We start from the raw sequence: 21,721 nt of genomic DNA, 5'->3' as shown, positions 1-21,721 counted from the left end.
CCCCCCCCCCCCCCCGCCGCCGCGCCTCCGGGAAACTGGAACCACAGCGCGCCGGCGCCCCAGGCGGCCAGCGGCAGCAGGCAGACGCCGGCCAGCAGGCGCAACCAGGGGGAAGGACGGCGATAAACGGCGTTCGGGGCTTGGAGCATAGGCAGGAGGATCAAGGCGCCGGGCCGGACGTTGCGCGCACGGCGGGCGCGGCGCCATCGTTCAGAACGTCACCTTGACCGAGGGCGCGCTGCGGCGGGCTTCGCCATGGAAGACCGCCTCGATATTGTTGCCGTCCGGGTCCAGCACGAAGGCGCCATAGTAGCCGGGATGATAGGGCCGGTAGCCGGGCGCGCCATTGTCCTTGCCGCCGTGGGCCAGCGCGGCCTGATGAAAGGCGTCCACCATGGCGGTGTCGCGGGCCTGGAAGGCAAGATGATGGCGGCCGGTCAGTTGCCCCTGCGCGGCCGGGCTGGCGGCGGTGGACACGAACAGTTCGTCGGCCCAGAAGAAGCTGTCGCTGACGCCGCCCATGGGCACGCCCAGCACGTCGAACACCGCCTGGTAGAAGCGCTGGCTGGCCGGCAGGTCTCGCACCACCAGATGAACGTGGTCGATGAGGCGGCCTCGGTGGATTTCGTTGGTCTCCATGCGGTGCTCCGGGAATGCGCTGAGGGTGGGCTGGAAGGGAAATCGGCGCTACGAATATAGCGCCATATCATGTCGGAGCGATGCGCGCCGCGCCCCTCTACAATCAGCGATCCGCGCACCTTCCTTGCCCTGTCGCCGGCCGAGATCGAACGTCGGTCCGGCAAGGGCCGCGCCCGCCTGCCTCTCATCGGATCCGTCCATCATGCGCCTGCGCCTTGCCGCCCTGCTGACCGCCCCCTTCGCGCTCGCCCTGCCCGCCGTCCATGCCCAGACCACGGTCAAATCGCTGGATCAGGTGCGCGACGTCATCCAGACCGACGCGGCCAGGCAGATGTTCGACCAGCAGATGTCGGGCAAGCCCGCGCCGGACGGTTTCGGCACGGCGCTGCCGGCCGGCTTCACGGCGGACTTCCTGCTGCGGCAGCTGGCGCCCGGCCAGCCCGCCGACCGGCTGGTGCTGGCCGGCGCCAAGCCCTGGCCGCAGCGCGAGCGCGCCTACGTCGGCGTGGTCTGCCTGGCGGCCTCGGCCGAAGCGGCGGCGCAGTCGGCCAAGTATTCGCGCAACGAATGCGTGGCCTTGTCCGGCAGCGACGGCGATCAGAAGTCCGTGTGGTTCGGCGTATTCGAAACCGGGGCGGACGGCGCGCCCGCGCTGGTCGCGCGCACCGAAACCCCGGTGTCCGTAGAGACCGACTGGGAAGACTCCAATATCGATCCGCCCATCGACCTGGCGATGCAGGACGCGGGCAAGCCCATGCTGGCCGCGCCGCAAAGCTGGAAGCGCTTCGACCTGGCGCGCTACCAGATCCGTCCGGACGAAACCGCCTTCGGCGTGCGCGCCGGCTGGAGCGAGGGCTATTCCGGCGGCGGCGCCGATTTCGAGGCGCTGTACCTGTTCCGCATCGAGGGCCGCGCGCTGCGCGTGGTGTTCGCCCAGCCGATGGCGTTCTACAAGATGCTGGCCGGCGACTGGAACCCCGACGGCACGCGCGAGCATATCGAGTCGGACGCGAGCAACACGCTGTCCCTGTTGCCCGGCAAGACCGATGGCTACTTCGACATCCAGCTGCGCCAGCAGAAGGGTGTCTGGAAGCAGACCTTGAAGTGGTCGGCGGCACGCCAGCGCTACGAGTGAGCGGGCCGGCCGCCCGCGAGAGTCGGTTCCGCGCCTTGCGGCAGGCGAAGGCAGAACTTCGGGCGGACATGGCGAACCGGACGCGCAGCGTACTCAACACAATCCGTGGCGTGACGCGATGACGTCCGGCAAACTTCGCCGGCCCAGGCTATTTCGCAACAATCGCGACCGGTGACGACAATCCCCAATTGTGGAATTTGTTACTGCTGCCTTAGGATTCGTCCTCGCTGAACCGTTAACACCTTAGGGCTGTTCCAGGACTGCTGCGTCCTGCCAGCTTCGGACTCTCGGCAAACCCCGCTGTTGCTCCATGTTCTGCCGCCAGGGTATGGCTTTCGCACGTCTCAACCATACAAGTAACAAGAAACTACAAACAAGACGATGAATATTTCCATACAAGGCCGTTCCTTGCGCCTGCCCCCGCTGCGCCTGCGCCTGTGGGGCGTGATCGGCGCCGGCGCGCTGCTGTCGGGCTGCGCCAGCTTCACCGCCCAGCCGCTGAGCGCGGATGACATCAAGACCCAGGTGCAGGCCGACCGCCAGGCCCTGGCCAGGGACGTGGCGCCGGTCAGCGGTCCGGTGCCGCTGGAAGAAGCGATCGCGCGCGCCATCAAGTACAACGCCGGCCAGCGCCTGCGGGCGATGGAGGAAGCGGTGGCGCAGGGCACCTATGATGTGTCCACCTTCGACATGCTGCCCAAGCTGGTGGCGTCGGCCGGCTACCGCTACCGCGACAAGGACCTGATCACCCGCAGCACGGACTCGGTGACGGGGCAGCCCTCGCTGGCGCATCCCTACATCTCGACCGACCGCGACTACACGCAGAGCGCCCTGACGCTGTCCTGGAGCCTGCTGGATTTCGGCCAGAGCTATTACGCCGCGCACCAGAACGCCGACCGCGTGCGCATCGCCGCCGAGCGCCGCCGCAAGGCCATCTACACGCTGGTGCAGGATGTGCGCACCGCCTACTGGCGCGTGGTCGCCAGCCAGGCGCTGGAAAGCTCGCTGCGCTCGGCCCGTGACCAGGCGGAAAAAGCGCTGGCCGACGCCCGCAAGGCCGAGGCCGAGCAGCTGCGCTCGCCGCTGGAGCCGCTGCGCTACCAGCGCCAGCTGCTGGAGAACGTGCGCCTGCTGGAAGCCATCCAGGAAGAACTGTCGGCGTCCCGCATCGAGCTGGCGTCGCTGATGGGCCTGCCGCCTGGCATGGACACCCAGAACCTGCGCGTGGTGGAGCCCGCTTTCAACCCCCGCCCGCAATGGCTGGAACAGCCGGTCGAGGACCTGGAAGCGCGCGCGCTGATGCTGAATCCTGACCTGCGCGAAAGCCTGTACAACGCCCGCATCGCCCAGGAAGAGACCAAGCGCGTGCTGTTGCGCATGTTCCCCGGCCTGTCGTTCAACTACTCGCTGAACAAGAGCAACGACAGCTACCTGATCAACGACCATTGGCGCGAAGCCGGCGTGCAGGTCTCGTTCAACCTGTTGAGCCTGCTGTCCGCGCCGCAGCAATGGAAGCTGGCCAAGGACGGCGTGTCGCTGGCCGACCAGAAGCGGCTGGCCACGCAGATGGCCGTGCTGGCGCAGCTGCACATCGCCCGCCTGCAATTCGGCAACGCGATGAACCAATACCAGCGCGCCGACGAGATCGCCGGCGTGGACCAGCGCATCGCCCGCCATGTCGACAATCAGGTGCGGGCGCAGAAGCAGGCCGGTCTGGAACAGGTCTCGCAACAGGCCGGCGCCATCCTGTCGTCGCTGCGCCGCTACCAGGCCCTGTCCAACATGCAGGCCGCCGCCGCGCGCCTGCAGGCCACGCTGGGACTGGAGCCCGCGATCGACGGTTCGGACGCCATGCCGCTGCCCGAACTGACCGCCTCCGTCGCCCGCGGCCTGTCGCAATGGGAAAGCGGAAAACTGCCATGATTCTCCAGGACGCCGCGCGGCGCGGAACCGGCCTGGCCCGCCTGATCGGTCTGGCCTGGGCCCTGGGACTGGCCAACGTCGCGCCGGCAACGGCGCAGCCGCAGACGCCGACGCAGGCGCAACCCGCATCGGCGTTGCCGGCCATCCCCGCGCCCGCGCCAAGCGGCGCGCTGGAGCCGCGCGACATCCGCGCCCAGCTCGCGCCCCGGCAATACACCACGCTGGCGGCCGAGATCGGCGCCAAGGTGCAGCGCCTGGCCGTGACCGAGGGCGGCGCGTTCAAGAAGGACCAGCTGCTGGTGCAATTCGATTGCAGCCTGCAGCAGGCCCAGCTGAACAAGGCCCATGCCGGCCAGAACGCCGCCGACAAGACCTGGCGCGCCAACCAGCGGCTGGCCCAGCTCAATTCGGTGGGCAAGGTCGAACTGGAGACCTCGCAGGCGGAAGTGCAGAAGGCCGCCGCCGAGGTGGCCGCGAGCAAGGCGCTGCTGGACAAGTGCCGCGTGACCGCGCCCTACGCGGGCCGCGTGGCCGAGCAGAAGATCCGCGAACAGCAGTACGCGCAGCCGGGCCAGCCGCTGCTGGACATCATCGACGATACGGCGCTGGAACTGGAGTTCCTCGTGCCGTCGCGCTGGCTGGTCTGGCTCAAGCCGGGCGCGGCGTTCCAGGTGCGCATCGACGAAACCGGCAAGACCTATCCCGCCAAGGTGCAATGGCTGGCCGCCCGGGTCGACCCGGTGAGCCAGTCCATCAAGGTGAACGCCGGCATCGACGGGCATTTCGACGACCTGATCGCCGGCATGAGCGGACAGGTGCTGATGGAACCGCCGCCGGTCCGCTGACCCGTCCGGGCCGCCGGCCCGCTCCGAATTCCCTGCAAGACAGGACATACCATGACCTCGAACCAACGCTCCCTGTGGAATAAGGTCGCTCCGGCCATCAAGCGCGCGCTGCTCGGCGCGCGTCCGGATGCGGCGGGCCTGCCGGCGGCCGCGCGCCTGCCGGCCGCGCGCCCGCTGGCGCTGGAACAACGCTTCATGTTCGACGCCGCCGCCGTGGCCGCCACAGCCGACGCCGCTCATGCCGCCCGGCCGGAGGCCGCCCCGCCGGCCGAGGCGCAACGCCCCGATGCCGCGCGGCAGGCCGACGCCACGCCGGCCGGCGCCGACCTGGCCCGCGTGGCCATGGCCGCGGAAGCGCCGCGTCGCGAGATCGTGTTCGTGGACAACCAGGTCAAGGACTACCAGCAGCTGGTCGCGCAGGTCCGGCCCGGCACCGAAGTCATCGTGCTGGACAAGACCCGCGATGGCTTGCAGCAGATCGCCGACGCGCTGCGCGGCCGCAGTGGCATCGACGCGATCCACATCATCGGCCACGGCGCCGAAGGCAGCATGCGCCTGGGCTCGGTGGAGCTGAACGCCGCCGCGCTCAACGCACGCCAGGCGCAGCTGACCCAGATCGGCGCGGCGCTGACCGAACAGGGCGACATCCTGCTCTATGGCTGCGACATCGGCGCCAACGCCAAGGGCGCCGAACTGCTGTCGCGGCTGGCGCAGCTGACGCACGCCGACGTGGCCGCCTCCAGCGACCGCACGGGCGCGGCCGCCCGGGGCGGGAACTGGACGCTGGAAGCGGCCAGCGGCAAGATCGAAACGGCGGCGCTGTCCTTCGCGTACAACGACCTGCTGGCCGCCCCGCCCAGCCAGGACTTCGAAAGCTGGAACCGATCGCCCAACGGCTCAGCCGTCCTGCTCCTGGACGGCCTCAAATACCGCACCGACGGCGGCTCCGTCATCGACGTGACGGACGCGATGGACTATTTCGGGGAAACCTTCACCGGCTTTTCCGGCAAGGTCCTGCTGAGCAACATCTCCGGCAATCCCAGCACGGGATCGACCTTTCTGGAATTCGGCTCGCAGGACCGGGCGAACAACTTCGCGCTCAAATCGCTGACGATCAACGCTTTCGACAATGCCAGCGGTTTTGCCCAAAAGTACGTGATCTCCGGATACGACGACAGCTCCGGAACGAACGCGCTCGTGCAGATCAGCATCGACCTCACCACCAGCGGCACATACGGCACCGGCGACTGGGCCATCACCTATACCAAGGGCTCCTCGACCTACAGCGCCGGCACGCTGGTGTTCGGCAGCGCCTGGGGCAATCTGGATACGGTGCGCCTGACCGCCAACGACCGCAACCGGCCGGCGAGCCTCGCGCTGGACTCCATCACGCTGGGCGCGCCCGTGATTGTCGACGCGCCCCCGGTGGTCACGCCCTCGGCCGGTTCGTCGACCTACAGCAACGGCAACGGCCTGCCGGTGCAGGTGGACGCCAGCCTGACGCTGACCGATGCCGACAGCGCCAGCCTGTCCCACGCCACGGTTTCCCTGACCGGCGGCAGCTTCCACAGCGGCGAGGACGTGCTCGCCTTCGTCAACACCAACAGCGCGCTGTACGGCAACATCGTCAGCAGCTGGAACGCCAGCACCGGCGTGCTCACGCTCACCTCTTCAGGCAGCCTCGCCACGGTGGCCCAGTGGGAGGCTGCGCTGCGGGCGGTGATTTACCACGATAGCTCGACCATGCCGTACCAGGGCGACCGGACGATCACCTTCGTGGTCAATGACGGCACGTCCGACAGCTCGCCCGTCAGCAAGATCATGAAAATACTGCCCAACAGTCCGCCAGTCATCGGCAATCTGAGCGGCGACGCGGTGACCTATACCGAGAAAGGCGCCCCCGTGAGGCTGGACGCCGGCGCGCAGGTCACGGTGACCGACAGCGACACGCCCAACTTCAACAGCGGCAATCTCACCGTGCAGATGGTCAACAACGCCCGCGCCAACCAGGACGTTCTGGGCATAGACACCAGCGGCGCCATCAGCCTGTCCAATGGCGTGACCGTGGGTAGCGTGGTGAGCGTGTCGGGTGTGGCCATCGGCGTGATCGCTCCCAGTGGCGACGGCGCCAACGGAAACAAACTGATCGTGACCTTCAACGCCAACGCGACGCAGGCGCGCGTGGCCTTGCTGATGTCGGCGCTGACCTACAAGAACACCAGCAGCGATCCCTACACGGCCACCCGCAGCATCGTCTTCGGCATTTACGACGGGCGCGGCGGCAGCGCCTCGGCTGTCGTCAGCGTCGACATCGCGGCGGTGAACGATGCGCCAACACTCTCGGCCACGCCGCTCAACCCTGTCCATGTGCCAGGCGGAACGGGCGTGGCGCTATTCAGCGGCGCCAGCATCGACCCGGGCGAAGCCGGGCAGAACATCAGGCTCATTACCTTCACCGTGTCGGGCCTGGCGGACGGCGCCAGCGAACGCCTGACGATCGACGGCTCCACCATCGCGCTGGTGAACAACACCACCGTCACCACCAGCGGCCTGGGCCTGAGCGTGACGGTCACCGTCATCGGCAACACGGCGACGATCACGGTCAGCTCGGCCGGCATCAGCGCCGCCACGGCCAACGGCGTGCTCAACGGCATCACCTACCAGGACGCCAGGGCCTCGGCCTCCGGCGGCGCCCGCGTCGTGACGCTGACCGGCGTCACGGACAGCGGCGGCACCGCCAATGGCGGCGTGGACACCGCCGTCCTGTCGCTGGCGTCCACCATCACCCTGCCCTATGCGCCCGTGGTGACGCCCAGCGCCGGAAACCCGGAATTCACCATCAAGGGCTCCACGTCCGTGCCGGTGGCCGTGGACGGCGGCATCACGCTCAGCGACAGCGACAGCGCCACGCTGAGCCGGGCCGTCATCGCCATCGTCGGCAATCTCCAATCCAGCGACATGCTGCTGTTCACGGCCATGAACGGCATCTCCGGCAGCTACAGCGCCGGCGTGCTGACGCTGAGCGGCTCGGCCACGGTGGCGCAGTGGGAAGCCGCGCTGCGCTCGATCCGCTATACCAACAACGACGCCGGCGCCAGCACCGCCACGCGCACGATCTCCATCGTGGTCAGCGACGGCTCGCGCGACAGCGACAACGTCACGCGCTCCATCACGGTCAAGCAATTCGATCCCGCGCCCGTCGTGACGCCCTCCGCCGGGGCCACCTCCTTCCTGAGCAAGGGCGGCGGCTCGCATGCCGTCGCCGTCGACGCCGGCCTGACCTTGTCCGATCCGGACAGCACGACGCTGGCCAGCGCCCGGATCACCATCGGCAACCTGCAAGCGGGCGATGTGCTGGGTTTCGTCAACGACGGAGCCACCATGGGCAACGTCGTGGGATTCTATGATCCGACCACCGGCATCCTCACCCTGACGTCCGCCGGCGGCCTGGCCACGGTCGCGCAATGGCAGGCGGCGCTGCGCGCGATCACTTTCGTCAATACCCGCGAAAGCACGCCCGTGGCCTCGCGCTCGATCAGCTTCCAGGTGTCGGACGGCGTCAATAGCAGCGTCGTCGCGGCCAAGAGCATCGACGTGCAGGACGGCAATATCCCGCCGGTGCTGACGCTGCCGTCGACACTGAATTTCAGCGAGGACACGTCCGGCTTCATCACCGGCATCTCCGTGTCCGACGCGGACGCGGGCAGCGGCAGCGTCACCCTGACGCTGAGCGTGCCCGCCGGACGGCTTTATGCGCTCACCAGCGGCGGCGTCACCGTGCAGGGTTCGGGCACCGGCGTGCTGGTCCTGTCGGGCTCGGTGGCCAACCTGAATGCCTTCATCGCCGCCTTGGAAGTCAGCTTCCTGGCCGCGCCCAACGCCAATGGCGACATCACGCTCAGCGTCACGATCAACGACAACGGCAACACCGGCACGGACGGCGCGGAAACCGCCAGCGGCACGGTCACCCTGCGCGTCGCGGCGGTCAACGATGCGCCCGTCATCACCGTGCCGTCCGGCATCAGCCTGACCGAGGACATCGCCGGCGCCATCACCGGCATCTCGTTCAGCGACGTGGACGCCGGCGCCGGCCAGCTGACCGTCACCCTGTCCGTGACGGCCGGCGCGCTGTCGGCCAGCAGCGGCTCGGGCATCGTCATCGGCGGCACGGCGACCGCCATGACGCTGACCGGCACGCTGGCAGACCTGAACGCCTTCATCGCGGCGAGCAAGGTGCTCTATACGCCCGCCGCCAATGCCACGGGCGTGGTCACACTGACCGTCAGCATCAACGACAACGGCAACACCGGCTCGGGCGGCAGCCTGAGCGACACCAAGACCGTCGACCTGAACATCGCGGCGGTCAATGACGCGCCGACAATCGCCGTTCCGGTACGGCTTGATTTCAGCGAGGACACGGCCGGCGCCGTCACCGGCATCTCGATCGCCGACGTGGACGCGGGCGGCAGCGTCGTCACCCTGACCCTGGCCGTGCCCGCCGGCACGCTCGCGGCGCTCAACGCCAACGGCGTCACCGTCACCGGCTCCGGCAGCGGCACGCTGGTGCTGACCGGCTCGATCGCCGACATCAACGCCTTCATCGCCGCCAGCCGCGTCAGCTACCTGTCGGCGCCCAACGCCAACGGCGACGTCACGCTGACGGCCACCGTCAACGACCTGGGCAACACCGGCTCCGGCGGCGCCCTCTCCGCCAGCGACACGGTCGTCCTGCGCATCGCGGCGGTCAACGACGCGCCCGTCATCACCGTGCCGTCCAGCATCAGCCTGACCGAGGACACGGCCGGCGTCATCACGGGCATCACGGTGAGCGACGTGGACGCCGGCAGCGGCCTGCTGACCGTCACCCTGTCCGTGCCGTCCGGCACGCTGTCGGCCATCAGCGGCAACGGCGTCACCGTCGGCGGCAGCGCCGGCGCGCTGACCCTGACCGGCTCGCAGGCCGACCTGAACGCCTTCATCGCCGCCGGCGGCCTGCGCTACCTGCCCGGCGCCAACATCGCCGGCCAGGTCACGCTGAGCGTCAGCGTCAACGACAATGGCAACACCGGCTCCGGCGGCGGCCAGACCGCCAGCGCCAGCATCACGCTCGACATCGCGGCGGTCAATGATGCGCCCGTCAACATCGTGCCGGGTTCGCAGCAGACGGCCGGCGGTTCTCCGCTGGTGTTCGATGCCGCGCATGGCAATGCCATCCGTATCCAGGACGTGGACGCCGGCGGCGGCCAACTGCTGGTGACGCTGTCGGCGGACCACGGCCTGCTGCGCCTGTCGCGCGTCGCCGGTCTGACGTTCATGAACGGCACGGCCAATGGCTCGGCCACGCTGACGTTCACCGGCACGCTGGCCGACATCAACGCCGCGCTGGACGGGCTGGTCTACGAAGCCGCGGCCAACTATGTCGGCCCCGCGACCTTGCGGATCGTCACCGACGACCAGGGCAACAGCGGCAGCGGCGGCGCGCTCAGCGCCACCAGCAGCATCGCCATCGCCGTGACGCCCAGCGACGTCACGCCGCCCTCGGCGACGCTGACGCTGGCCGATGCGCTGCTGGCCGCCGGCCAGAGCACGCGGCTGACGATCCGTTTCAGCGAGGCGATCCAGTCGCTGGACGCCAGCGCCTTCACCCTGCCCGGCGGCACGCTCGCCGGGCTGTCCTCGGCCGACGGCGGCCTGACCTGGACCGCCACCTATACGCCGGCCGCCGGCGCGGATCTGTCCAACGCCGTCATCGCGCTGGACCTGCGCCAGGTGCGCGATCTGGCCGGCAACGCCGGCAGCGGCAGCGCGCTGTCCGGCGCCTTGCGCATCGACACGCAGCCGCCGGCCAGTCCGGCGCTCAACCTGGAACAGCGCGCGCTCGATCCGTCCGGCGGCCTGCTCAGCGGCAACGGCGTGCTGCGCGTCGACGGCCTGGAAAGCGGCGGCCGCTGGCAGTATTCGCTGGATGGCGGCGCCAGCTGGCGCGATGGCCAGGGCAGCCAGCTGACGCTGGATGCGCCCGGCACGCACGCGGTGCAAGTGCGGCAGTGGGACGCGGCCGGCAATGTCTCGGCCGTCTCGTCGCTGTCCTTCTCCGTCCAGGGCCAGGTGCCGCCCTACGTGCATCCCACGCCCCCGCCCGGAACGCTCCTGCCGCCGCTGGCCCCGCCCGTGGCAAGCCTGTCGCCAGTCGCCGATCCGCGCGACGAATTCCTGCCCTCGCTCGGCGGCGCGCAGGCCGGCTCGCGCTCTCCCGCGCACGCGTCGCCGCTGGCCTGGGCGATGGACGAGCACGGGGCCCGGCAGGCCCCCGCGCCGCGCGCCACGGACGAACGGCCGGCCGCCGCCGTCTATGCGCCGCAGCGCATCGGCGCCAGCGATGCGCCGGGCCAGGAACTCGTGGTCCTGCGCGGCCTGACCACGCTCGCGCTGGAGCCCGGCGCGGCGCTGGACCTGCGCATCCCGTCCTCGGTCTTTGGCCACACGCGGGCCGACGCCAGGATCCAGCTGTCGTTGACGCTGGAAGATGGCCGCGCCCTGCCCGCCTGGATCCGCTTCGATGCGCGCAGCGGCCGCCTGCAGGCGGAGCCGCCGCGCGGCTTCGCGGGCGAGATCGCGCTGCGCCTGACGGCGCGCGACGAACGCGGCAACGAGGCCTCGACCGTGTTCAAGCTGAGCGCGGGCCGCCATGCGGCCGAGCGCCAGGCGCCCGCCGGCCGCTCCGGCCTGGCCGAGCAGATGCAGCGCGCCACGCAGGCCCGCACGGCGGCCGGCGCGGCGCAGCGGCTGCGGGGATGAACCATGACGCATGACGGGGTCGCGCTTGAACATGCCTGAAGCGCCCGAAGCCGCCAGCCCGGCGGTGCTGCTGCTGGAGCTGGGCCACCGCGCCCGGCTCGCCGCCAGCCTGCCCGAGCTGGAATTCCTGCTGGTCAACGATACGCGGCTGCTGGCGCCCTACCGGCAGGCCGCCCTGTGGCGCGAAGCCGGCGGCGTGGCCGCGCTGTCGGGCGTGGTGCAGCCCGACCGCAACGCGCCCTATGCGCAATGGCTGGCGCGCGCCTGCGCACACCTGGCGCGGGCGGACGGCGATACGGCGCGCGCGGTCTCGGCCGCTGACCTGCCGGACGAACTCGGCGCGCAATGGCGCGAATGGCTGCCGCCGCAGGGCGTGTGGCTGCCGCTACGCATGCTTGAGGAACCGGATGCCCGCCCCGCAGGCGGCCTGCTGCTGGCCGGCGCCGATCCCGTCGCGCCGACGCTGCTGCCGCTGCTGACCGAGTGGAGCCGCATCTGGTGCCATGCATGGCGGGCCTTGCAGCGCGCCCGGCCCTGGTCCTGGGACGCCTGGCGCAACCGCGCCCGCTCGCGGCCCGCCGCGGCGGGGCGCGGCTGGCGCCGCCCCGGCCTGTGGGCCGCCTGCGCACTGCTGGCGGCTGGCGCGATTCCGGTGCGCCTGTCGGTGCTGGCGCCGGGCGAACTGGTCGCCGCGCAACCCGCCGTGCTGCGCGCGCCGCTGGACGGCGTGGTCGCGCAGATCCACGTGCAGCCCAACCAGATCGTGAAGCAGGGCCAGCCCCTGTTCAGCCTGGACGAGGCCCAGATCGCCAGCCGCCTGCAGGTGGCGCAACAGGCGCTGAGCACGGCCGAAGCCGAATACCGGCAGTTCGCCCAGATGGCGCTGGGCGATCCGCGCTCCAAGGCGCAGCTGGCGGCGCTGGCCGGCAAGATCGGCGAGCGCCGGGCCGAGCAGGCCTTCCTGGCCGAGCAACTGGGCCGCGCCAGCGTGACAGCGCCCCGGGACGGCATGGTGCTGTTCGATTCGCCGTCGGAGTGGATAGGCAAACCGGTGCAGACCGGCGAACGCGTCATGCGCGTGGCCGATCCGGACGCGGTGGAGATCGAGGCCTGGGTGCCGGTGGGCGACGCCATTCCGCTGGCCGAGGGCGCGCCGCTGCGGCTGTATCTGGCCGCCGACCCGCTGACGGCCGTGCAGGGCCGCGTGCGCTACATGGCCTATGACGCCGTGGCGCGGCCCGACGGCAGCTACGCCTATCGCCTGCGCGCCTCGCTGGATCAGGCGCAGGGACCGCGCATCGGCCTGAAGGGCACCGCCAAGCTGCAAGGCGAGCGCGTGCCGCTGGCCTATTGGATCCTGCGCAAGCCCTGGGCGGCCATCCGCCAGTTCGTGGCGCTATGACGCCGGCCACGCCCCTGCCGCCGCTGCGCGACGAACTGGACCTGCTGCCCGGCCCGGCCCTGCCGGACGGCCAGCCCAGCTGGACACTGCACGATCCGGTGCGCAACCTGTTCTTCCAGATCGACTGGGCCAGTTTCGAGATCCTGCAGCGCTGGCGGCTGCGCTGGCCCGGCGTGATCGCGCGGCGCATCCAGGCCGAGACCACGCTGCGCGCCGAACCGGACGATGTCGAGGCCATGCACCGCTTCCTGGCGCAGCACGAGCTGTTGCAGCCGGCCGCGCTGACCGCGGCTGAACTGGCCGAGCAGCGCCAGCGCCGCCGCGCCGGCTGGTCGCAATGGCTGCTGCACAACTATCTGTTCTTCCGCGTGCCGCTGCTGCGCCCGGACCGCTGGTTGACGCGCTGGACGCCAAGGCTGGCCTTCCTGTACGGGCCGGCCTTCCGCTGGCTGACGCTGGCCGCGCTGCTGGCCGGGATGTGGGGCGTGTCGCGTTCCTGGGACGCTTTCACCGCCACGCTGGTGGACATGCTGAGCTGGGAAGGGCTGGCCGCCTACGGCCTGACGCTGGCGGCGGTGAAGACGCTGCACGAGTTCGGCCATGGCGTGACGGCCAAGCGCTATGGCTGCCGCGTGCCGACCATGGGCGTGGCCTTCCTGGTGCTGTGGCCCGTGGCCTATACCGACACCAACGAGGTATGGAAGCTGACGCGCCGCGACCAGCGCCTGAAGGTCGCGGCGGCGGGTATCGCCACCGAGCTGACCATCGCCGTCTGGGCCATGCTGGCCTGGGTCTGGCTGCCGGACGGCCCGCTGCGCGCGATGGCCTTCCTGCTGGCCACCACCACCTGGGTCAGCACCGTGCTGATCAACGCCAGCCCGTTCATGCGCTTCGACGGCTACTTCCTGCTGTCGGATTTCCTGCAGATGCCGAACCTGCATGCCCGCGCCTTCGCGCTGGCGCGCTGGGACCTGCGCGAACGGCTGTTCGCGCTGGGCGAGCCGGCGCCGGAGCACTTTCCCGCCGCGCGGCGGCGCGGACTGATCCTGTTCGCCTGGGCCACCTGGATCTACCGCCTGGTCCTGTTCCTGGGCATCGCGGCCCTGGTCTATCACTTCTTCATCAAGGCCCTGGGCATCTTTCTTTTCCTGGTGGAAATCGTGTGGTTCATCGCCCGTCCCCTGTGGTCCGAGATCGGCGCATGGCGGCAGCGCGGCGCGGCCATCGGCGGCAGCCGGCGCGCGCGCTGGAGCGCGCTGCTGTTGATCCTGATCGTGCTGGGCGCCTTCGCGCCCTGGCCCGTGCCGGTGCGCGGCAGCGGCCTGTTGCAAGCGCGCGAGCAATGGCCGCTGCATGCGCCGGAAGCGTCGCGACTGGCCTCGCCCCCGCCGACCGAGGGGCACGCGCTGCAGGCCCATGAGGACGCTTTCATGCTGGACACGCCTTCGCTGGCCGCCAGCGCCGCGCAAAGCCAGGCGCGCTCGCTGCAACTGGCGCGGCAGTCCGCCGCCGCCGGCTTCGATCCCGAATTGCGACGCGACTGGCAGGTGCTGCGCGAGCGCCAGGCCGAGGCGCAGGCGCAGCAGGTCGCGGTGGACAGCGAAGCGGCGCGCTACCGCCTGGAAGCGCCAGGCGCCGGCCGGCTGCGCGACCGTGATCCGGACCTGCGCCAGGGCGACTGGCTGGGCCGCCGCGAGCTGCTGGGACGCGTCGTGAGCGCGGGCCCGCTGCAGGTGGTGGCGTATGTGCCCGAGGATGCCTTGCCGCGCCTGCGCGCCGGCCAGACGGCGCGCTTCATCGCCGATGGCGGCGCCGGACCGGACCTGGATCTGCGCGTGCGCAGCATCGACCAGGACGCCACCCGCGTGCTGCAGGAAGCGGTGCTGTCCGCCCCCGCCGGCGGCGACGTGCAGGTGCGCGCGTCGCAGAACCTGCTCTACCCGGAACGGCCGGTGTACCGGGTGATGCTGGACGTGGAAAGCGCCGATCCGCCCGCCCAGGCGCGCCAGCACAGCTGGCGCGGCCGGGTCAGCATCCATGGCGATTGGGAAGCTCCCGGCGCGCGCCTGCTGCGCACGGCGGCCAGCGTGTTCTGGCGGGAAGCGGGCTTCTAGGAACTGGCGCGTTGGCGCCGGGCGGTCACGCCGCCGGCCGCGCTCAGTGCATCACGCGCGCGCCCTTGCGCGCCCGCTTGACCACGTACATGCGCGTATCGGCCAGCCTGACCGCCTCTTCGGCGCTCAGGCCGCGCGGATCCAGCGCCACCACGCCGACGCTGGCGCCGTCGTAGGGCAGCGTGATCTCGCCCAGCTGGAAGTTGCCGAGCGTGGCCGCGGCCGTGCGGTCCTCCAGCGCGCGCGCGGCCTCTTCGGCCTCTCCGCGCAGGACCTCGTGGCCGATGGGACCGGCGTCGCCGCGCGCCAGGGCCGGCCCCGGGCCGATCAGCACGAACTCGTCGCCGCCCAGCCGGCCCAGCATGTCGGAGGCGCGCAGAGACGCGGCCAGCCGGCGCCCCATTTCCTGCAGGAAGATGTCGCCGTTCTGGTGGCCGTGGGCGTCATTGATGGACTTGAAGCCGTCCAGGTCGATCACGCCGACCAGGATGCTGCCGCCCTCGCGCAGCGCGCGGCCCTGCAGGCGCTCCAGCTCTTCGTAGATGGCGCGGCGATTAGGCAGGCCGGTGAGCGGATCGCTCAGCGCATACGACAGCAGCCGCACATTGGCCGAGCGCAGCTGCTCGACCAGTTGCTCGCGTTCCATGAAATTGGCGAGCATGGCGGAGAACAGCTTGAGCACGGCTTCGGCCTGCGGCGCGACGGCCTGCTGGCTGGCGCTGGCGCCGCACAGCGTGCCCAGCAGCGTGCCGTCGTCGGCGCGCACCGGCGCGCTGACGTAGGTCTGGATGCCGAGCTTGCGCGCGGACTCGGAGTCCGGCCAGCAGCTCGCGACATCGCTGGTGCTGGTGCGCCCTTCGTCCAGCGCGCGCTTGCACAGCGTGTCGGCCCAGGGCACGTCCAGGCCTTCGGGGATCTGCATGTCGCCTTCATTGCGCGCATAGCGCACGTGCTGGACGCCGGCCTGCAGGTCGATCGAGGTCAGGTAGGTGGACTCCAGCCCGGTGATGACCCCGAGCATGTCCAGCAACGGACGCGCCAGTTCCTCGACACTCTTGGCGTTGGGCAGGGTCGTCGACAATTCCGAGAGTATCCGGTCCACGGCGGTTCCTTTGCGAGAAGCTGGGGCGCGACGGCCATCTGCCGCGTGCGCGGGCCGGCCATGTTTGATTATGCACGGATGGCGGCGCGCGCCGCGCGGCGATTTCAGGCATCGGAACGCCCCAATTCCGCCAGCATCCAGTCGCGCAGCGCCGCCACGCCCGGCGCGTTGGCGCCGGATTCGGGATAGGCCAGGTGATAGGCGTGGTCGCCGCCCGCCGTCACGCCCACGTCGAACAGCTGGACCAGCCGGCCCTCGGCCAGCTCGCGCGCGACCAGTTCCCGCTCCACCAGGCCGACCGCGCCGCCGTCCATGACGGCCTGCGCCACATGGCTGGATTCTGTGAAGGCGACGCAGCCGCTGTCGTCGAAATCCGGCACGCCGGCGGCGGCCATCCACAGCGCCCAGTTGGGCCAGACCACGCCGCCGGGCCGGCAATCCACGTAGCACAGCGTATGCGCGGCCAGGTCGCGCGGCTGACGCGGCGCCGGGCCGGCTTCGAGCAGGCGCGGGCTGCAGACCGGCACCACCACCGTGCTGAACAGCCGGTGCGTCACGATGCCGGGATAGCGGCCCGCGCCATATCGGATGGCCGCGTCCAGGTCATGGGCGTCGAAGTCGCGCAGCGCATCGCTGATATCGAAGCTCAGCTCCCATTGCGGATGCGCGGCGCGAAAGCGCGGCAGGCGCGGCAGCAGCCAGTTCGTGGCGAAGCGCGCGCCCACCGACAGGCGCAGCGTCTGCTGGCCGCGCGCCAGCCGCCGCGCCCGGGCGGTGGCGCGGCGCAGGCCGTCCAGCGCGTCGGCGGCGGCGCCGGCCAGCGCCTCGCCCGCCGGCGTCAGCCGGATGCTGCGGCTGGTGCGCGCGAACAGCGCCAGGCCGAGCTGCGCCTCGATGTCCTTGATCTGGTAGCTGACGGCGGCGGGCGTCAGGCCGAGTTCGTCTGCGGCGCGACTGAAGTTCAGGTGGCGGGCGGCGGCCTCGAAGGTGCGCAAGGCCCGGCCGGCGGGAAAGACGCGACTCATAATTTTCAAATTTTTCTTGATGATGCTTCGAAAAATACTCGTTTCCCATGGCTGCATCAATAAGGGATATTGAACGCCATCTCATTCCGTACACGCACCCCATGACGACAGATCCGCTTTCCCCGAATACCCGCTATGTCTCTCAGGTCGACGGCCACGACGCAGACGCCGCCGCGCTGGCGCCGCTGGCCTTCGCCGGCTATGCCCACTTCACCGCCCTGCAGATCCGCGACGGCCGCGCGCGCGGCCTGGACCTGCATCTGGCCCGGCTGCGGGCAGGCTCGCAGGCGCTGTATGGGCAAGCGCTGCCCGACGAAGCCGTGCTGGCGCACCTGCGCGCCGCGATCCAGGCCGGGCCGCCGGACCTGTCGCTGACGGCCACGGTGTACTCCCCCGCCGGCGAATTCACCATCGCCGGTCCCGGCGCGCGCCCGCGCCTGCTGGTCCGCACCGCGCCGCCGTCCAGCGGGCCCGCCGGCCCCTTGTCGCTGGCGCTGGTCGAGCACGAACGCATGCTGCCCGGGGTAAAGCATGTGGGCGAAGTGGCCAAGACCTATCTGCTGCGCGAGGCCGCCAGCCAGGGCCACGACGACGCGGCCTTTGTCGATCGGCACGGACGGCTGAGCGAGGCCACGATCTGGAACCTGGCGTTCTGGGACGGCGAATCCGTGGTGTGGCCACGGGCGGCGATGCTGGGCGGCACCATGATGGGCATCGTGCGCCGGCAGCTGGACCGGCTGGGCGCGCCGCAGCGCGAGCAGGAGCTGAAGGCTGAAGACCTGCGCGCGCTGAAAGGCGCCGTGGTGATGAATTCGTGGACGCCCGGCGTGCCCCTGCTGCGCATCGGCGCGATCGACGTGCCGCCGGCGCCCGGCTTCCTGGCGCTGCTGCATCGCGCCCACCAGGCGGAACCCCTGCTGCCGGTCTGAGGCCACGGCGGAGGTAGGGGGATAATGCGGGCAGGTTTCCCCACGATTCATACAGAGAGATCCGCATGCATTACACGCAAGATCCCGCGTCCCCGCCCGCCGACGCCATCGGTTTCGACGATTTCATGAAGGTGGACATCCGCGTCGGCACGATCCAGACCGCCGAGGCCTTTCCCGAAGCGCGCAAGCCCGCCTACAAGCTGGCCATCGATTTCGGGCCGGGCGTGGGCGTGAAGAAAAGCTCGGCGCAGATCACCGCGCACTACACGCTGGACGAACTGCCGGGCCGGCGCGTGATGGCCGTGGTGAATTTCCCGCCGCGCCAGATCGGCCCGGTGCGCTCGGAAGTGCTGGTGCTGGGCTTCGCCGACGCGGCCGGCGACATCGTGCTGGCCGCGCCGGACGCGGACGTGCCGAACGGCGCGCGTCTGACCTGAGCCGTCCGATGCTTGCCGAGGAGAAAGCCGCCGCGTCCCGCTTCTTCGCCATCATGGCCGGCCTGATCGGCGCGGCCGGCGTTGTCGTCACGGTCTGGATGCTGGCCCAGAACGGCGGCATGTTCCCGGGCCTGAAACCCTGGCTGGCGGCGCTGGCCGCCACCGTGGCCAATGCACTGTGCCTGCCCTTCGTGGCGGGCTACTGGCATACCGCGGGCAAGCCGGCGGGCGCGCGCTGGCTGATGATCACGCAGGGACTGGGCCTGCTGGCGTTCGGGCTGGCCTATCTCGCCAATCTGTCGTCCTGACCGCGCCGGCCTTGCGGTTCCCCATGCGGGCCGCGCGGTCCGCAGCGCCAGGAACCGCGCCCAAAACAAAACCCGCGCCGTCTTCGTAGAGACGGGCGCGGGTTTCAGGCCAGGCCAACGGGGGAGCATGCCCCCGCTTGCTCAGCCGGCCACGCGGAAACGCTCGGCGTCGTCCATGAAGGCCTTTTCGCCGAAGCCGGCTTCGTTCGAGCCGAACGGCATCTGCGCGCGCAGCTTCCAGCTGGCGGGAATGTTCCACTCGCGCGCCACATCGGCGTCGACCAGCGGGTTGTAGTGCTGCAGGCTGGCGCCCACGCCGGCGTTGGCCAGCGCGGCCCAGACCGACAGCTGGGCCATGCCGCCAGCCTGTTCCGACCAGACCGGGAAGTTGTCGGCGTACAGCGCGAACTTCTCTTGCAGGCTGCGGACCACGTCCTGGTCTTCGAAGAACAGGATGGTGCCGGCGCCGGCGGCGAAGCTCTTGAGCTTGGCTTCGGTCTTGTCGAAGCCTTCGGCCGGGGCGACCTTGCGCACGGCTTCGATGGCCAGATCCCAGAGCTTCACGCTTTCGGCGCCGAACAGCACCAGCGCGCGCGAGCTTTGCGAGTTGAACGACGAGGGGCTGTGCTTGACCGCGTCCTTGACCAGGGCGACCAGCTCTTCCTTGGACAGGGACAGGTTGCGGCCCAGCGCGTACTGCGTGCGGCGCTTCTTCAGCGCGTCGATATAAGCGTTGCTCATGAGAATATTGCCTTTCGACTGGTAGATAGAGAGTTCGATGTGGACGAATTCTACCGTCGGGCACATGACATGAACCATCGGAAACGCATGTTCTGGTCGGAACAAACTGTTCTACCGATGGTGTTAATCCCGCCTCGCTTTCATCACCGACAGGACAGCGCGCCGGCGCTGACCGGACCTTGCCTGCGGACTTCCAGCGCCGTACAACCCCTGGGCGCGCCACCGGCGCGCGCCAGGACATCGCCACCGGCACGACGTTCCCGCCTAGATCCACACATCGTTTGGCGCGGTCCGCTCCCCTTCCTGGTCGCCGGTATTGCGCACCCCGCGCGGCTCGATCAGCAGGACGCAGGCTTCGCGCTCGGCATGGGGCCTGTGTTCGACGCCGCGCGGCACCACCGCCATTTCCCCTGCCGCCAGCGTCACGGCGCCGTCGCGCAGGTCGATGCGCAGCTCGCCGTCGATGACGATGAAGGTCTCGTCGGTATCGGCGTGCGAGTGCCAGACAAACTCGCCCTGGATCTTGACGAGCTTGAACTGGTAGTCGTTCATCTCGGCAATGACCTTGGGCGTCCATTGCTCCTTGATGAGGTTGAACTTGCGGGCGAAATTGATGGCGGCGGACATGCTGCGACTCCTGGAATGTGAAAACTCCAGGCTACCGGTCGGCGGGATAGCGGTCTTGTAAGATCGTGCAGCTTGGGCGGCCCTGTCTGGCCGCACCGTTGCACGTCTCAGGCGCCCGCCCTCAGCATCGCCAGCCAGCGCCCCGGCGGCATGCCATAGGCTGCCGAGAAATGGCGGCTCATGTGGCTCTGATCGGTGAATCCCGCGGCCAGCGCGGCCTCGGCCAGGCCCAGCCCCGCCAGCATCAGCCGGCGGCACGCATCCAACCGACGCAGCGTGGCATAGCGATAGGGGCTGACGCCGTACAGCGCGCGGAAATCGCGCGACAGGCTCCAGCGGTCGCGCCCGCTGGCCGCCTCCAGGTCCGCCAAGGTCAGCCGGCCGGCCAATCCATCATGGATGCGCTGGCGTGCCCGCTCGGCCGCGCCATAGTCGAACGCGCGGCGACCGCCGCGCTGGCCGGCGACGGTGGCCAGCGCTTGCGCCAGATCGTAGAGCGCGTCCGCCTCTTCCAGCGGATCCAGGGGCTGGCTCATCGTCCGCAGCAGCGGCTCGGCAGCCGCGCGCAGGCGCGGATCGTCGGACAGACCGCCCGGCACGAAAGGCAGGGGCTGCCCGCCCAGCATGCGCTGCACCAGGGCGGGCTCGACATAGAGCATGCGATAGCGAAAACCCGCGTCGGTGCCGGCCTGCCCGTCGTGCGCCTCGTCCGGATGCAGCACCAGCGTGCCGCCGGGCAGGCTGTGGCGCAGTCCGCGCCGGTAGTGAAAGCTCTGCACGCCGGACAAGGTGCGGCCGATGGCATAGGTGTCGTGGCGATGCATCTCATAGCCGCGACCGCCGAAATAGGCTTCGATCCGTTCCAGCCCGGCGGTCCGCGGGGCGCGCGCCACCCAATCCTTTCGCCTGTCTTTGCCATCCATGCACTCGCCCCCGCCGTCCTCGGACCGGCAACAAGCCGGCTCCGGCTTCATGGTAGCAAGCCCGCGAACCCTGCCCTTCCGCAAGCCGCCCCAGGCCCGCGCCCGCGCTTGGCGGCACCGGGGATTTCCCTTGGTTTTCCCCCGCGATGCCCCGAGCAGCCATCCGATTCCGCCGCAGTGAAAGCCAATCGGAAGTCTCGCTCCCTAGACTCGCGTTCAACTGAAATTCAGTTTCTTTTAAACCAAGCGTCAGCAAGGCGTGCGTCCGGCGCCTGCATGCCGCAAAAAGGGAGGATCGAACCATGCAGCAACAATCCCGCGCCGTGCGGCGCGAATGGTGGGCCGGAGGCGCGATGATCGCGCTGGGGCTGGGCACCGCCATCCACGCGGCCAGCTACAACGTCGGCTCGCTGGCCCGCATGGGCCCGGGCATGTTCCCGATGATCCTGGGCGTACTGCTGGCGCTGCTGGGCGCGGCCATCGTGCGGGCCGGCTACGCGCCGCAGGCGGCAGACGAAGAGGCCGAGGTCGACGCGGCGCCGGACTGGCGCGGCTGGGGCTGCATCATCGGCGGACTGCTGGCCTTCATCGCGCTGGGCAAGTTCGGCGGCCTGGTGCCGGCCACGCTGGCGCTGGTGTTCATCTCGGCGCTGGGCGACCGCCAGCACACGGTCAAGAGCGCGGCGCTGCTGTCCGTGGGCGTGACGCTGCTGGGCGTGGCCGTGTTCTCCTGGGGGCTGCAGTTGCAGTTCCCGCTGTTCCGTTGGGGTTGA

The 21,721-nt window shown here is 70.1% G+C and carries 16 protein-coding genes; 10 read left to right on the top strand and 6 right to left on the bottom strand.

Features of this window, described 5'->3' with window-relative positions; genetic code table 11:
- Positions 1-210 precede the first annotated feature (210 nt).
- On the bottom strand, positions 211-639 hold the full coding sequence (locus ACEU5R_RS21140; RefSeq protein ID WP_392411512.1) for a VOC family protein: 429 nt from the start codon (positions 637-639) through the stop codon (positions 211-213).
- Positions 640-841: 202 nt separating this feature from the next.
- Between ACEU5R_RS21140 and ACEU5R_RS21135 the strand changes: the two genes are divergently transcribed.
- The 6 genes from ACEU5R_RS21135 to ACEU5R_RS21110 all read left to right on the top strand — a co-directional run bounded on the left by ACEU5R_RS21135 (position 842) and on the right by ACEU5R_RS21110 (position 14,856).
- Positions 842-1,774, top strand: coding sequence for a hypothetical protein (locus tag ACEU5R_RS21135; protein ID WP_392411511.1), 933 nt, complete (start codon positions 842-844; stop codon positions 1,772-1,774).
- Between the two features lie 381 nt (positions 1,775-2,155).
- Positions 2,156-3,697 carry a TolC family protein gene (locus ACEU5R_RS21130; RefSeq protein ID WP_392411510.1) on the top strand — a complete coding sequence of 514 codons (1,542 nt, stop codon included), beginning with the start codon at positions 2,156-2,158 and terminating at the stop codon, positions 3,695-3,697.
- Positions 3,694-4,542: an efflux RND transporter periplasmic adaptor subunit gene (locus ACEU5R_RS21125; protein ID WP_392411509.1), complete on the top strand. Its 849-nt coding sequence runs from the start codon at positions 3,694-3,696 to the stop codon at positions 4,540-4,542. Before ACEU5R_RS21130 ends, ACEU5R_RS21125 begins: the two co-directional genes overlap by 4 nt.
- Before the next feature lie 51 nt (positions 4,543-4,593).
- Positions 4,594-11,340, top strand: coding sequence for a DUF4347 domain-containing protein (locus tag ACEU5R_RS21120; protein ID WP_392411508.1), 6,747 nt, complete (start codon positions 4,594-4,596; stop codon positions 11,338-11,340).
- A gap of 31 nt (positions 11,341-11,371) precedes the next feature.
- A complete protein-coding gene (locus ACEU5R_RS21115) occupies positions 11,372-12,742 on the top strand; it encodes an efflux RND transporter periplasmic adaptor subunit (protein WP_392411507.1) in 1,371 nt (456 codons plus the stop codon).
- Positions 12,739-14,856, top strand: coding sequence for an HlyD family efflux transporter periplasmic adaptor subunit (locus ACEU5R_RS21110; protein WP_392411506.1), 2,118 nt, complete (start codon positions 12,739-12,741; stop codon positions 14,854-14,856). The genes ACEU5R_RS21115 and ACEU5R_RS21110 overlap by 4 nt, the downstream gene beginning before the upstream one ends.
- Positions 14,857-14,899: 43 nt before the next feature.
- On the opposite strand, the gene ACEU5R_RS21105 is transcribed toward ACEU5R_RS21110, so the two are convergent.
- Both ACEU5R_RS21105 and ACEU5R_RS21100 read right to left on the bottom strand, forming a co-directional pair.
- A complete protein-coding gene (locus ACEU5R_RS21105) occupies positions 14,900-15,958 on the bottom strand; it encodes a diguanylate cyclase (RefSeq protein ID WP_392411505.1) in 1,059 nt (352 codons plus the stop codon).
- Positions 15,959-16,062: 104 nt separating this feature from the next.
- On the bottom strand, positions 16,063-16,983 hold the full coding sequence (locus ACEU5R_RS21100) for a LysR substrate-binding domain-containing protein (protein ID WP_392411504.1): 921 nt from the start codon (positions 16,981-16,983) through the stop codon (positions 16,063-16,065).
- Positions 16,984-17,084: 101 nt separating this feature from the next.
- Between ACEU5R_RS21100 and ACEU5R_RS21095 the strand changes: the two genes are divergently transcribed.
- The 3 genes from ACEU5R_RS21095 (at position 17,085) to ACEU5R_RS21085 (ending at position 18,657) form a co-directional block, all read left to right on the top strand.
- Entirely contained in the window at positions 17,085-17,912 is an 828-nt protein-coding gene (locus tag ACEU5R_RS21095) for an aminotransferase class IV family protein (protein WP_392411503.1), read from the top strand.
- 65 nt (positions 17,913-17,977) lie between these two features.
- The gene (locus ACEU5R_RS21090; protein WP_392411502.1) at positions 17,978-18,349 is read left to right on the top strand and encodes a tRNA-binding protein; all 372 of its coding nucleotides are present in this window, start codon (positions 17,978-17,980) and stop codon (positions 18,347-18,349) included.
- Positions 18,350-18,357: 8 nt separating this feature from the next.
- Positions 18,358-18,657, top strand: a complete 300-nt coding sequence (locus tag ACEU5R_RS21085; protein ID WP_392411501.1) for a hypothetical protein — start codon at positions 18,358-18,360, stop codon at positions 18,655-18,657.
- Positions 18,658-18,798: 141 nt separating this feature from the next.
- On the opposite strand, the gene ACEU5R_RS21080 is transcribed toward ACEU5R_RS21085, so the two are convergent.
- The 3 genes from ACEU5R_RS21080 to ACEU5R_RS21070 all read right to left on the bottom strand — a co-directional run bounded on the left by ACEU5R_RS21080 (position 18,799) and on the right by ACEU5R_RS21070 (position 20,948).
- Positions 18,799-19,398, bottom strand: a complete 600-nt coding sequence (locus ACEU5R_RS21080; protein ID WP_103272973.1) for a nitroreductase family protein — start codon at positions 19,396-19,398, stop codon at positions 18,799-18,801.
- A gap of 264 nt (positions 19,399-19,662) precedes the next feature.
- The gene (locus ACEU5R_RS21075; protein WP_392411500.1) at positions 19,663-20,025 is read right to left on the bottom strand and encodes a cupin domain-containing protein; all 363 of its coding nucleotides are present in this window, start codon (positions 20,023-20,025) and stop codon (positions 19,663-19,665) included.
- Positions 20,026-20,132: 107 nt separating this feature from the next.
- A complete protein-coding gene (locus ACEU5R_RS21070) occupies positions 20,133-20,948 on the bottom strand; it encodes an AraC family transcriptional regulator (RefSeq protein ID WP_392411499.1) in 816 nt (271 codons plus the stop codon).
- Between the two features lie 302 nt (positions 20,949-21,250).
- On the opposite strand from ACEU5R_RS21070, the gene ACEU5R_RS21065 reads away from it, so the two are divergent.
- Positions 21,251-21,721 carry a tripartite tricarboxylate transporter TctB family protein gene (locus ACEU5R_RS21065; RefSeq protein ID WP_392411497.1) on the top strand — a complete coding sequence of 157 codons (471 nt, stop codon included), beginning with the start codon at positions 21,251-21,253 and terminating at the stop codon, positions 21,719-21,721.

The sequence above is a fragment of the Achromobacter sp. 413638 genome (assembly GCF_043119405.1).
GTDB lineage: Bacteria > Pseudomonadota > Gammaproteobacteria > Burkholderiales > Burkholderiaceae_B > Achromobacter.
This window is presented reverse-complemented; position numbering and strand designations above follow the sequence as displayed.